Annotated in this window: 11 protein-coding genes and 1 pseudogene; 1 reads left to right on the plus strand and 11 read right to left on the minus strand. The window is 55.6% G+C overall.

Annotation, left to right across the window (positions count from 1 at the left end):
- Positions 1-4: 4 nt before the first annotated feature.
- The 8 genes from NSND_RS10340 to NSND_RS10375 form a co-directional block, all read right to left on the minus strand.
- A complete protein-coding gene (locus NSND_RS10340; RefSeq protein ID WP_080878927.1) occupies positions 5-919 on the minus strand; it encodes a glycosyltransferase family 2 protein in 915 nt (304 codons plus the stop codon).
- Complete coding sequence (locus tag NSND_RS10345; RefSeq protein ID WP_080878928.1) at positions 916-1,830, minus strand: glycosyltransferase; 915 nt, start codon at positions 1,828-1,830, stop codon at positions 916-918. The genes NSND_RS10340 and NSND_RS10345 overlap by 4 nt, the downstream gene beginning before the upstream one ends.
- Entirely contained in the window at positions 1,830-2,885 is a 1,056-nt protein-coding gene (locus NSND_RS10350) for a Gfo/Idh/MocA family protein (RefSeq protein WP_159450744.1), read from the minus strand. Before NSND_RS10350 ends, NSND_RS10345 begins: the two co-directional genes overlap by 1 nt.
- Before the next feature lie 40 nt (positions 2,886-2,925).
- Positions 2,926-4,029, minus strand: a complete 1,104-nt coding sequence (locus tag NSND_RS10355) for a Gfo/Idh/MocA family protein (protein ID WP_080878930.1) — start codon at positions 4,027-4,029, stop codon at positions 2,926-2,928.
- On the minus strand, positions 4,026-5,474 hold the full coding sequence (locus tag NSND_RS10360) for a glycoside hydrolase (RefSeq protein WP_159450745.1): 1,449 nt from the start codon (positions 5,472-5,474) through the stop codon (positions 4,026-4,028). The genes NSND_RS10355 and NSND_RS10360 overlap by 4 nt, the downstream gene beginning before the upstream one ends.
- 335 nt (positions 5,475-5,809) lie before the next feature.
- Positions 5,810-7,282, minus strand: a complete 1,473-nt coding sequence (locus tag NSND_RS10365) for an MATE family efflux transporter (RefSeq protein ID WP_080878932.1) — start codon at positions 7,280-7,282, stop codon at positions 5,810-5,812.
- Positions 7,283-7,334: 52 nt separating this feature from the next.
- Entirely contained in the window at positions 7,335-8,471 is a 1,137-nt protein-coding gene (locus tag NSND_RS10370) for a glycosyltransferase family 4 protein (protein WP_080878933.1), read from the minus strand.
- A gap of 253 nt (positions 8,472-8,724) precedes the next feature.
- The gene (locus NSND_RS10375) at positions 8,725-9,396 is read right to left on the minus strand and encodes a hypothetical protein (protein ID WP_143833501.1); all 672 of its coding nucleotides are present in this window, start codon (positions 9,394-9,396) and stop codon (positions 8,725-8,727) included.
- Between the two features lie 328 nt (positions 9,397-9,724).
- Here NSND_RS10375 and NSND_RS10385 point away from each other — a divergent pair.
- A pseudogene (locus NSND_RS10385) lies at positions 9,725-10,174 on the plus strand (IS5 family transposase); the annotation flags it as partial.
- A gap of 38 nt (positions 10,175-10,212) precedes the next feature.
- Here the strand turns inward: NSND_RS10385 and NSND_RS10390 are convergent.
- The 3 genes from NSND_RS10390 to NSND_RS10400 are packed head-to-tail and all read right to left on the minus strand — an operon-like array spanning position 10,213 to position 12,561.
- Positions 10,213-11,145, minus strand: coding sequence for a class I SAM-dependent methyltransferase (locus NSND_RS10390; RefSeq protein ID WP_080878937.1), 933 nt, complete (start codon positions 11,143-11,145; stop codon positions 10,213-10,215).
- Positions 11,146-11,170: 25 nt separating this feature from the next.
- On the minus strand, positions 11,171-12,214 hold the full coding sequence (locus tag NSND_RS10395) for a Gfo/Idh/MocA family protein (RefSeq protein WP_159450746.1): 1,044 nt from the start codon (positions 12,212-12,214) through the stop codon (positions 11,171-11,173).
- Between the two features lie 8 nt (positions 12,215-12,222).
- Complete coding sequence (locus tag NSND_RS10400) at positions 12,223-12,561, minus strand: hypothetical protein (RefSeq protein ID WP_080878939.1); 339 nt, start codon at positions 12,559-12,561, stop codon at positions 12,223-12,225.
- Positions 12,562-12,576: the final 15 nt, after the last annotated feature.

Below are 12,576 nucleotides of genomic sequence, written 5' to 3' on the forward strand. Positions count from 1 at the left end.
GATGTTATTGAATGAACTCACAACTCCGTCCTGGCCCTGCCAGATACCCGCAGAACTCACCCCACGACCAACTGACGACTGCCAAGATCGAAACGGGCAATGAACACATAAACTGCGGAAGATAGCGTCGCTTCTGCATGATCGGCCCAGCAATCCTCCTCATGAACAGAACAGGCAATAGCGGAGTCCCGAGCGCATACAGGACGCGTATGACCGGCGGCACCTGCGTAATCCTCATACCGGCGAAACAGCGGCCGTGATGATATCGTCTGACCAGAAATGGGAGCAGCCGATAGGACTTCCTATCATAGACCACCATAGAAGGCACCGACCGAAGCTGAACCCCTTCCTGCTGTAGCGCCCGACACCAATAGGTCTTCCAGAACCTCTGCTCGACGAATTGTGTTCCCTTGTCTAACGCCGCTCGCTTGAACGCAATGTTATTGCCAGGAAGTTCTGAAACATCCCCCCCTGTGAGAGGCAACATGAACTGCCCATACTCGCAAAAGTAGGCAGCCCAATCGACCAGACTTCGCTGGGGCATCGGGTCAACCGCACCACCGACGATCAGATCCGACGACTCGTGAGCAGCCTGGGTGGACAAGACCCACCGTCTATCCGGGACGGAGCAGGCATCAGTGACGGCGATAATCGCGCCACGAGACTGTCTGATCCCGGCGCCCCAGAGGGCGGGAAGTGGAGTCCCCCGTGGAAATCGAAGCGTCAGCACTCCCTCGTCCTGAACTATTGATTGGTTTGCTGCCTCATCGCCAGAACTATCCACGACAATGATTTCGAGACCGTCCGCCCCTTCCTGGCCGCGGAGAGACGAGAGGACAAGCTCGAGATCTAGCCGGGAATGTGTACAGGCCACAATGACAGAGAGTCGAGGGTTTTTCAGGGACTCCTGGCCGATCATGCCTGATGGCCTGTGGGCGCCAGGTACCCTATAACTTGACCGGTCGTCCAACTCGCAAGGAACAGCAGAAGTACGGGTGTCGCAAGAAGCAAGTGCGTGATGTGCTGCCGCCTGCGAAATACTTGGCAAGCGATTCGTGTCAGCATGAGGAACGGGACGAGTGGTGCCGCGACAATGTGGGCCAGTCGGACTGCGGTGGACAGTCGCATGGCACGGGATGAACCGAATTGCCGGCCATGCCAAAATCGCTGTCGCATGAACTTAATGAACGTAAACGATCGTAGATGGCGTACGCCAATCCGTGGCGTCATGAACAATTGATAGCCCTCCGCCGTAAGCTTGGCATGGATGTCGGGCTCCCAAAATCCTCGGGCGCGCACATCCGTACAACTATCCAACGCCCATCGTTTATAGGACGCATTATCCGCAGGAATGTCGCGAATGACATAGGGAGCAAAGGGTCTCATGTACCTCGCATACCGGCACAGGTAAACCGCCCAATCGGTGATACTTGCCGACGCATCGTTCTCAATGGCTCCTCCGATTCCGACATAGGCGCTGCCATGGTGCGCTGCGAGGACTTCCTTCATCCAATCGTCATCGGGGACACAATGAGCTGTGGTCAGGGCTACGATAGAACCCCGGCTCGCTCTGATGCCGGCTTCCCATAACTCAGGAATCCACTGCTCAGGGGAAGTACACATGAGCGCTACGTCGGGAAACTGCGCCGCGACAATGGCGGCTGTTCCATCCGTCGAATTATCCACCACAATGATTTCTGCGCGGCACCCGTTGCGTTGCTTCTGCAACGCACCAAGACATGCAGCCACACTGGTCCTGGCATTATGAGACCCTATCACGACCGAAAGTTCAGGAAGATCCTGTGCGCTCGCACCCGGCGATGTGGCCATTATGAATGACTCACGGCTGTGTAACCGTCACGGCTCATACCCTCCACCAGGATGTCTCGAACCCGAGCGATATTCAGCATCGCCTCAGTGGTAAAGGGGGCGCACTGCCCGGTCCGTATGGCTGCATAAAATTCGGCAACCAGCCGCGTGAGGCCAGGATAGGCTCGCTCCCTGGAGAGGGCCCTCTTGGCCAGGTTGATCGATGCCGCAGCCAATCTCCTGGCAGCCAAATCAAAAGGCCGCAGAATTTTTCTTTCTTTCGACACAGCCCCCGGCTCGATGAACGCATACCCATGAAAGAGGTCGAGATGAATGGTTCCAGCGGCGCCAAAGATCTTCAACGTACATTGGGTGGGACGAGCCTGAAGACTGATCATCACAGACACCGTCACGCCGCTCACTTCTGCCATCGCTCGAAATTCTCCCACGCGCGGACGGAGACGCATCCAGGTGTCCGGAACCATTCCGCCCGGGAGAAAGACCTGTGCAAGGGAAAGCGGATGGGGCAGAATCTCGGCGACGACGGAGTCGAGTTCGCTCTCCTGGCGTCCCACGCCCCCTGCCGTGCAAAAGATTGCTTCCAGGTGCAGCACATGCCCGATGCGATCAAGGAGCCGCCGAGCCTTCATCACACCCTGCTGAAACACAAATTGATGGACCGGGCAAATAAGAACCCCACGGCGAGCCGCCAGCTGGATTAACCGTTGTGTTCCTTCGGCATCAGGCGTCGCAGGCTTTTCGATCAGCACGTGTTTGCCGGCTTCAAGCGCAGTCCCGGCGATCTGTTCATGCGTGGCAATCGGGGTGCAGATGTGGACAAGATCGCAGGAGGTCCGGCTCAATAGTTCCTCGATATCGACACAGGCCTCGACGCCTTGAAACGTCCTCGCCAGCCGGCTGGCGGCTTCGAGATTGCAATCAGCAATGGCAACGAGATTTCCCTGTGCCTTCCTGGCCTCATAAGCATGCCACTGTCCCATAAGACCAGCACCGACGATCCCGACCCGAAGCCGTCTGTTCTCTATGGCAAGACTTTCGATCGGTCCAGTTGCCATAATTACCTGAGCACGCAACATTGCCAAGAAACGGCGTCCCTCACGAAAGGTCCTTTCGCGTGGCAGCTCCGGATAGATAGGGTGCAATGGCGACGACCTTCCTTGACTCCGCCGCATCATAGGCAGCCAAAGTCAAAGCAAGGGTCGCCTTGTGATCTTCCGCTGTCCCGGACGGAACACGGCCATCCTCAATCGCCGAAAGAAAATTGCCAAAATGGACGGCGGTCGCGGAGGCAAATGGATTCATGCCATCTGTTCCTATCACCGTCGCCCGCTCAGCCTGTTGCAACACCGCTTGTCCACCTTTCACGACATGCAGTCCCATGAACGGTTTTCGCTGACGCGTGTGAAGCCCGACCTCAAACCGCAGCTCCCCTCCTATTGACGTGTGAACGGCGGCATGCTCCCCGTCGAGTCTCATCTCCAAGTAGCGTTCAGGCCCCTTGCTCACACGATCCAAGAGAATGGATGCCGCCCGTCCATCCGGAAATTCCATCGCGATGATATTGAGCGATTCGGTGTTGGATGCACGAATTGGTCGTGGCATGTGCGCCCAAAGCGTGGACGGCGTCGCATCGAAAAAGTGTCGGATCAGCTCGAAGACGTGCACGCCGAACTCGAAACACAATCTACGCTGCATGTTCGCGCGCCACCCCCCTTCCGTATCGGCCGTCGGCCGAAAGGTTTGCCAGGCATGCAAGAAGAGCAGCCGCCCAAACTCCGGAGAGCCGATCTGTTTCTTGGCGGCCGTATATATGTTCATATTCGGGAATTGACTGTTGACCACGACCGACCGCATGCATCGCGACGATGCGAGAATAATCTCGTCGGCATGCGCCAAACTTTCCGCCAGTGGCTTCTCGCAGAAGACATGACAGTCACGCTCAAGCGCATCGAGGCATTGCTGGTGATGCAAAAACGGCGGAGTACAAATACTCACAACATCGGGCTTCGCCTTGTCAAGCATCTCCTCGTGGCTGTCGTAGATCCTTTTGAAAAGACCGGTCTTTTCCATCGCCGCCCTCGTCGCAAGATCCACATCACAACCGGCGACGAGAGTCACGCGACCCTTGAGCCGGCGATAGGCCGGGAGATGAATATTTCTCGTGACCGCTCCCAACCCGATGACGGCAAGACGAATCATTGTGCGCTCTTCTTTATGCCGACACCGGAGAGGGTACCGGCCGAATCAATTGATCCACCGCGATATGTGGTGACGCTCTGTGCAGGCAGTGCGACATTGAAGGTGGATGTATCCGATGCGATCGGTTCTAATTCGCTCCAGAATTCCCGGACGGTGGTCCGGATCGCCGAGAAATGAAGCGGCGCCACGGCGTCTGTGACCGTCACATTTACGCGGCGGTCCTCCTGACCGGCATTGATCGCCACGATCACCGACTGTGCCCCTGACTTGTATGCCGTCACCAACAGATCTTGGCTCGATGAATGCGTTTCGACTCGAACCTGTCCCGGACGCACGAATTTCGAGAACTGCCCTGTCAAATAGTAGAGCGGTCCGACATGGTGTTGCACGTATTTCCCGTCTAAAAACTCGATGCTCAGGATTGTGTGGTTCCTTTCCCAAGCTCCGAAGAATCCCCACATATAATCCACAGCGCTGACATCGTACGTTGCCACGAGCTTATGGATGATTTTCATCCACTCCATGGCACCGGAAAAAGTCATGTCGTTGGGAACGCTAAACTCCGTCATCCAGATGGGGATTCCGTATTCGGCCGCGAGATTCCGCATGTGCGCAAGGTCGTGCGCGAGTTCGGTCTCCTTGGTATCGTACAAGTGGTAGGCCAGCGCGCCCACGTATCGGCGGGCTTTGGAGTCACGAAGCACGACGGACGCTCGTTTGTAGGCTTCGGCGGGATTCAGATCGTCCGGAATGACCAACATGGTTCGAAACCCTTCCTGCCGCATTCTGGCCCCCAACCGCTTCACAACCGTTCTCATCCATTCAGCCGACCAAATCCCGCTGCGCTTATACCCAGGTTCATTGATGATCGAGAAATACGGTAATTCCACTCCTCTATCGCGCCACCTCAGCATGATCGCCAAGGCCCATTCGACGTACTCATCGGGATTGTCCTCCGTCATCCACGCCTCAAGCGTAACTGGTGAAACAAAGAATGTCGTCATCCCTTTTGCTCGAGCTTGCTCCACGAGGCTAATATGTGCATCGGTCCGTTTCCATTCAAAATGGAATTTTGTCCAGTCAAAGGCCGCCGGATCCACATTGTCGTTGATCGGTTCCACCCCTCCGTCCAACACCGGTCGCATGCGCGTGAGGCCTAAATCTGTGTACAGGAGAGTCAGGACATTCTCCTGTGCCGCAGCGGGCACCGAAGTGGAGCCCGCATTACTTACATGCGGATCGTCCCACACTCGACTTGATGCTCCAAATCCCTCCATCGTCTGACGAGGCTCCTGAGGGAAGATCGTCACTTCGACCATTGTTGGCATGCTATCGCGCCCGAGGTTGACCGACGCACAGGCCGGCATCGCCACGAGCAAGACACCATTCAGCAGGACGACAGAAATCTTTTTCGCGACTTCTTGGAAGCGGTTATTACTGTTCAAGCGAAATTCTCCTGGCGTGCAGCTCAGCATCGACCATCCGATGGACACAGATGATCGTAGGCGTTATTTGTTGGTGACCATTCGACCCCGTGGATGCCTGGGTCATAGTTCAAGACCCCATTATGTCGATTACGCCGCCAGATTTTGTGACAACTAACCTACTCGTCGCTGACTCACGAATGGCATATTCATCAACTATGGGGATATGTCCTGCGGAACTCCGGCAGCAGGGTCAGGCGTGCAGCGTCCACGATGCTCCCCAACCGAATGACCGCAAGCCAAACCATCAGAACCCTCCACTGGAAATTGAGAATGCTGCATTCGCTCCCCGCGAGCTACCACGGGCCCGATCGCACCTTTTGAAAGAAGCTCACCAATGCGAGCTTGTCATTCCTGCTCAAAAATAACAACAGGCCGATGACGGTGGCCAGCGCCGCTGCAGCTTTCGCCAGTAGGGTTGAACCGTGCCACGCGCCGTAATGCCGAAAGATGCTGCCGAGCACCAGCGTGACCAACAGGCTATACCCCATCAGGAAGACAAGATTCCTCGGCAAGGCAAACCCGTGCCAGAGCTTGAGCCTAACAAAGGTGCCGAGCAACACCAGCGAACTCGCTATCACGAAGCCGACCGCCGCCCCGATGCCCCCATAATGCGGCACAAGAACCACCGCGGAACAGGCGGCCAGGACGTTCCCCGAGCATGTGATGGCCGTATACGAGATCATGTCGTCCAGTCCAATCAAGAGAGCTTGGCAGACGCCGGAAAGCAGGGCGAAACTTTGCCACAGCATAAACACGAACATATATTGCGCGGCGCCTAAAAACTTCGTGGAGAATGCCAGATCAAGCACGAGGTGAGGGAAGAGGATGGCAGGGAGCGAAAATATCGTCACGATCATGGTCAGTTGCTTCAGGAATTCCATGGCAACTTGAAACTTTTCTTCCTTTGGTCCGACCCGGGTGACTCTTGGTGTAAAAAATAATTCAGTGAGCGGCATCAGAACCATGTTCATGAGAAGGGCAACAGACATACCGGCATGCAGAAGCCCGGCCCCGGCCTCGCCAAGATTCTCAAGTACGGAATACCGTGTGATTAAGAATGCTCCTTGATAGGTGAAAGCTGCGGCATAGAACAAAATGCTGAAAGAGACGACATTGCCTAGCCTGCGAAAACCAGCCGCAATGCCAACAGCGCACTGAGTAATCGACCATCCCATCACGCGACGAAGATATTCGACGACCACAATGGCCCACACCGTTACAATGAGCACCGTCGCGACATAGAAACCTAAAATCCCTCCTGCAAGGAGCCCGAATGTGCTTGCCAATGCCATGACGAGGCCCGTCAAAGCGGTCAACCGCGCCGATCCGGAGGAATACTGGGCCGCCGCTAGTGCATTGGGGATAAATGAGGCCAACGCCATCCCCGGAATACCTAGTAACCCCACCAGAAGCAAGATTTTATACGGTGCTATTACGGCGGGGAGGAGATCGATTCTGAACAGCACTAGACTTGTTGTCACCAGCGCACCGACTGTGCCGAGCACAAGTAACGCTTTCAGAACCACGGCATACCCATCACAAAAGGCATCGCCTCCCTCGCTATGGGCTTTGGAAAGGAACTTCACCGTCGAACGGGAAAAATTTAGGGTGCAGAGGTTCGCCACAAACTGGATAGTTTGATCGATGATGCTGATGACTCCGATGCCTTCAGGGCCGACCAACACCGCGGCAACCTTCGTTCGAGCAAAGTTCACCAGTACAGCAAGAGCCTGGGGGGCCCCGATTCCCAGAAGAATTTTAAGCATCAACGATCCGATCTATCTGGCTCATGTCGGCCATCTAGCCATCCTCTTCTGTTTAGCAATATCCATTCCGATCCTCTTTGTCCGCCACACGATCCAAGATACGCATGGTTTCCCGTGCCACCATCTCCCATGAAAACCGCTTAGCCCGCTCACGGCCCTGTTCGGCATACTTGCGACGGACTGCCCCATCCAGCAAGAACGTCGAAAGTCCCTCGACCAAATCTTCTACTGACGGAGTCGGCATGGCCAGCGCCGCATCTCCTGCGCCCTCTTCCAATGTCGGGTGCTTCACCGTCAACACAGCGGCACCGCTGGCCATAGCCTCGAACATGGTATAGGAGATCCCTTCGTAGATGGTGGGCAGGGCGTACACATCCGCGCCGGCGTACAGCCGTGCCAACGGCTCAAGCTCCGCATAAGGGCGATACACCACGGCATCCCCGACCCCATGCTGTTGCGCGATCTCAGCAATCGGGACATTCGTGGTGTTCGGTCCGACGATTAACAGAGCGTGGGGCAAGTTATGTTGTCGGCGGACGATGGCGAAGGCTTCGATGAGATTCGGAACATGCCGCCTCTTCGCAAGCTTCCCGACAAAAATAACATAAGGAACCTCTTTGCCCAGCGCACGAATAACTTCTTCTTTGATCGCCGCCGGATCGTGGCGTTGGAAGTAGTAATCGTGTGCGGCCGGATAAATCGTGTCGATCTTCTCCGGTGGAATGCCAAAAAATCGCACGAGATCGGCTTTTGTGGCAAGAGAGTTCGCGATCACGCGTTCGGCACACTTCGCACTGTACCGTTGCAGCGTCGTCGCACGGAGGCGGGTGAACCAGGAAAACTCGCCTGGTAGGGCTTCATAGAAGCCATGATTTGCCAACACCATGCGCCCACGATGCAACAAGGGACAGATGTAGGAGGGGCAAAACAATATCGCAGCACCTTTTGCCGCTCTGTGGAAACATACCTGTTCCCAAATGGCGGCTGGATATTGTCCCCCGAACACCTTGACCTCAACGGAAGTGACGCGATCGAATCCACTCATCTCTATGTTCTTCGGGCTCATCAACACCACTCGATCGAACGGGATCTTCATCCGGCTCCATTGCTGTGCCACGAACTCGATATAGCGGCCTATCCCGGTTCGCTGCTGAGCCATTCTGAAGGCGTTGACGACAAGTGTTCTCATTCTTTCCTCCTCCGTGGCCTGTAACAGACGATTGTAGACTACCTTATCCGGCTCTGGCGCGATGGGGGCAGCCTAAAAACATCCATCTTAACCGCAGGCTCAGTACATAATCTGCTGTTACAGGCCACTAGTCATGCCCTGATAACACTCATCACAACGGACACGCGCGCATAGCATCACGCCGTCCAATTCCTCGATCGATGCGGAGCAACGGATTCAATTTGATAGCAAAAAACTGAACGCTATGAAATGACTACCTGTCAGAACTCATGACGGAAGGTTGCCCGCCAGGATTCTTCTGCTGAAGAACTTTGCGATAGCCTGCAGTTTGCAGCGCTCCCACAAGAAGAATTGCCGCAGCAAATACGAGTACAAATCCCGCCATTCTCTTTTCAAGCAGCTGATAGACCGCCCCGTGCACGATCAAGAGTGCAAATCCCGCGTAATTCCATCGTTGCAACGTTTTCCATCGGTGAGAGCCGAGCTTGGTCAATGCTGCGTTGTTCGACAAACCCAATAAGAGCGCCAGCACGAGGGAAATTCCGAGACCGGAATAATTTGCCAAACCGAAGAGGTCGTATCGCAAGGGAACGAGATGGCTCTCTTCACGCGGGTAGAGAAAATAGAGCCAGAACCGTCCTGCCATATGAACCTGCAAGCCCACGACCGTATGCACGAGGCCTATAATGCCACCCCAAATGCCGACGTCGCGACGCAAACTGGTGTTGAGCGGGTTAGAGCACCCACGCAAAACATTGATGGGACCAATGATAAGCGAGAGCCCGATGAGTGCCAACCCGACATATGCCGTGGCCATGCTCCAGCGGAAGGTCGCGTCCTTCGAATCCACGGCAACGAACAATCCTACCGTCAGCACTCCGCTGATTGCCGCAATACAGAGCTGCCGGATGACCCTCTTGCTCATGAATGCCATAGCGCTTCTCTGCAGCCCGAGATTCCGTTTATTTACTAGGGGCTGCTCACAAATGACAAAGTTCTATACATTCTCGCTTTTGGGAGTTTGCGAGAATAGACCGAAAGATGTTGCGCGACGATCAATGGAAGCATTGTGGATCGCCCGCACGGGCTCGCCGTGGCGCGACCTGCCCCCAGCACTTCGGAGCGTGGCACACAGCGTATATGCGCTTTTCCCGCTGGAGCAAGAAAGGGGTTTGGGCGCGGATGGCCGAGGCACTCAAGCGTGACGCCGATCTAGAGCAGTTGTTTGTCGACTCGACCATCGTGCGAGTTCACCAGCACGCTACCGGCGTCCCCCCAAAATGAGCGATCAAGCCATCGGACGCAGCCGGGGGGGCCTGAGCACCAAAATTCATGCGACTGTCGAAGCCTTGGGCAATCCCGTGCGCATACGCCTGACCGGCGGGCAAGCGGCCGACATAACCGAAGCGGCGGCCCTTATCAAGGGGATTGAGGCGCAATGCGTCATCGCCGACAAGGGCTACGATGCCGATGCATTCGTCGATCTCATTGAAACCCAGGGCGCACAGGTGGTGAATCCACCACGCAGTCATCGTCTGACTCAGCGTGTCTATGATCGTCACCTTTATAAAGACCGCAACCTCGTCGAACGCTTCTTCTGCCGACTCAAGCCGTTCAGGCGCACCGCCACACGATACGAGAAGCTTTCGCAGAACTTCATGTCCATGCTCAGTCTGGCTTGTGCCTGTATCTGGCTGGCATGATCGCTACAATTCAATTGTCATCACGCCCTAAGGGCGTGTCATGCGCGGCGACCGGACACCAGCAACGCTCCAGTTGGATACACCAATTCCCCGCCGCGAGACAGGACCTCGCGACAGGTGTTCATAAAGTCCTGCCGCACACGCGCAACGACCTCAGATGACACTGTGGCGAGACGTTTTCTGGACAGGGAAGAAAACGTTGTTTGCAGCTCCCAAAACTCTTCTGGCGTATTGATGATGGACTGTTGCCCCTGCCACTCCGAGCGAATATTCTGAAATCCGGCTGCTCGAATAAATGCCGGTACCGATTGCTGCATATGCGTATGTTCATGCGTCCAACCTGCCTCTTCGCTCTTGCCTGAGGACGGGACATAGGCCGCGACCATCCCGTCCAAAAACTTGCATGCCACGAGTTGCTTACCCTGAAAACGGCGCACAACGTGCGGTAGGAGCTTCAGCCGATGGACCAATCCCACGAGAGAGAGCCAGGGTGCGCCGCTCCCGACAGCCAACACCAACCGGCCTCCAGGACGAAGCACGCGATGCATTTCCTGTAAGGCCGTCTCAGGATGAGGAAAATGACGCAAGGCGAACAAGGAGACTACCGCGTCGAACGATCCATCCTTGCAGTCCAGCGACTCCGCATCCATCTTGCGAAATTCGACACGATCTGCGAGGCCTCGCCCTCGCGCGTTCTGCCTGGCAACCTCCAGCATGCCGTCGGACAAGTCGATGCCGACAACCCTGCCCGATGGCCCCATCTCTGCAACCGCACGAAGCGCGACTATTCCCGTCCCTGCACCGACATCCAGAACGTGATTGTCTGGCGCGAGCCCGGCAAGCGCGACGAGACGGGCAGCGACCGGAGCAGACAATTGAGTCACGAACCGGTCGAAGCTCTGCGCGACTGGGTTGTAACTTGCCGCGTCTTGGGTCTTGAACTCTGCATGGTTAGGGTTAACGGTTGTCATGGTGCATCCACGGCTACAGCAAGATTTAGATATTCCCGGCCAACCGAATCGCGATGTGTTCTTTACTGCTGCGATACACGGCGTTGGCAATTTCCACCGCTCGAAGACCGGCAACGCCGTCCGCAATCGCGCTCTCTTTCCCCCGAGTCAGGCGGACGAAATCTGTGAACTCCTGCCGGAACATCTGAATGACCGACGATTGCCACCCGATGAATTTCTCCCGGAGCATCGTCATGGGATAGAAGCGAACCGTCCGCTTCCGGCGTCCACCCGGCTTGTCCTGTGTGATCAGAAGATTCATCATGGGTGCATAGTAGGCGCGCACCATGCCCTTAGTGCCGTAGGCTTCGAGATAGAACCGATAGCCCTTCCACTCCGTCCACGTGGCCTGCAACACGGCATATTTTCCCTGGGGATTTCGCAACAGGGCAATACCATTGTCCTCCGATGCGCCCAGATTCCAGACACGGTTGGACGTGAAGCCGTAGACCTCATCCACCTCACCCAGCACATACCGCGTGAGGTCGATGATATGAATCCCGACATCCATCAAAGCGCCACCACCGATACCATTTATATCGTATTCCCACGAGTTCCGAAATTCAGAGAGACCCGTGTGCCCGGCAAAGGCTCGGACATGGTCCAACTCTCCGATGAGCCCTGTGTCGATGGCTTGCTTGAGATATTGGATTTGCGGGAAGTAGCGATGATTAAACCCAGTTGCAAGCACCTTCCCGCTTGCCCGTGCCGCGTCGACCATGCGCCTGCAAGCCTCCACCGAATTCGCCAGCGGTTTTTCGCAGAGGACATGTTTCCCGGCTTTGAACGCACTGACGACAAGATCCTCGTGAAACTGAGGTGGTGTCGACACAATCACGGCATCCAGATTTGCCTGCGGGAGCATCTCCTGAACATCTTTGAATATCTTGACGTCTGAAGATGACGCCATGGCTCGTGCCCGCACCGGATCGACGTCGACAATCGCCGACAACACACAGCCTTCAACCTGAGCCAAGGCTTTGGCCCGAAGCTGACCGATACATCCGGCGCCGATGAGTCCGAATTTCATAGGAACACTCATGAGGCTGAGTTTCTAAGTTGAACAAGTTTATTGTAAATGATGCCGATCGAAGCCCCCGCCAGGGTCCCGCAAGCAAACCCATAGGCAAATCCAACGAAACTGCCAACGAAAGAGACGGAATAGCCGATAAAAAACTGACTCAGTAACTGCAAATGCGGCCCGACGATGTAATGACCGGTTTCGTCGGTATATCCCCCTTTGAAGACGAGCCAATTGGTGGCAATGAAGATCGCCAATCCCATCAAGAGACCCAAGATGAGCCCGAACATTTTACTATTGATACGGAGGATCGCGCTAAAGAGTTTCTCGTCTTCGAGCTGCATCATGGTCGGCATGGTCATACTCCTCTG

It is taken from the genome of Nitrospira sp. ND1 (assembly GCF_900170025.1).
Taxonomy (GTDB): Bacteria; Nitrospirota; Nitrospiria; order Nitrospirales; family Nitrospiraceae; genus Nitrospira_A.

Excerpts from the sequence above, each read along its gene's own strand:
- NSND_RS10375 (WP_143833501.1), bottom strand. The coding sequence starts at position 9,396 with ATGAGCAAGAGGGTCATCCGGCAGCTCTGTATTGCGGCAATCAGCGGA.
- NSND_RS10355 (WP_080878930.1), bottom strand. The coding sequence starts at position 4,029 with ATGATTCGTCTTGCCGTCATCGGGTTGGGAGCGGTCACGAGAAATATT.
- NSND_RS10350 (WP_159450744.1), bottom strand. The coding sequence starts at position 2,885 with ATGGCAACTGGACCGATCGAAAGTCTTGCCATAGAGAACAGACGGCTT.
- NSND_RS10395 (WP_159450746.1), bottom strand. The coding sequence starts at position 12,214 with ATGAAATTCGGACTCATCGGCGCCGGATGTATCGGTCAGCTTCGGGCC.
- NSND_RS10370 (WP_080878933.1), bottom strand. The coding sequence starts at position 8,471 with ATGAGAACACTTGTCGTCAACGCCTTCAGAATGGCTCAGCAGCGAACC.
- NSND_RS10345 (WP_080878928.1), bottom strand. The coding sequence starts at position 1,830 with ATGGCCACATCGCCGGGTGCGAGCGCACAGGATCTTCCTGAACTTTCG.
- NSND_RS10390 (WP_080878937.1), bottom strand. The coding sequence starts at position 11,145 with ATGACAACCGTTAACCCTAACCATGCAGAGTTCAAGACCCAAGACGCG.
- NSND_RS10400 (WP_080878939.1), bottom strand. The coding sequence starts at position 12,561 with ATGCCGACCATGATGCAGCTCGAAGACGAGAAACTCTTTAGCGCGATC.
- NSND_RS10340 (WP_080878927.1), bottom strand. The coding sequence starts at position 919 with ATGATCGGCCAGGAGTCCCTGAAAAACCCTCGACTCTCTGTCATTGTG.
- NSND_RS10365 (WP_080878932.1), bottom strand. The coding sequence starts at position 7,282 with ATGCTTAAAATTCTTCTGGGAATCGGGGCCCCCCAGGCTCTTGCTGTA.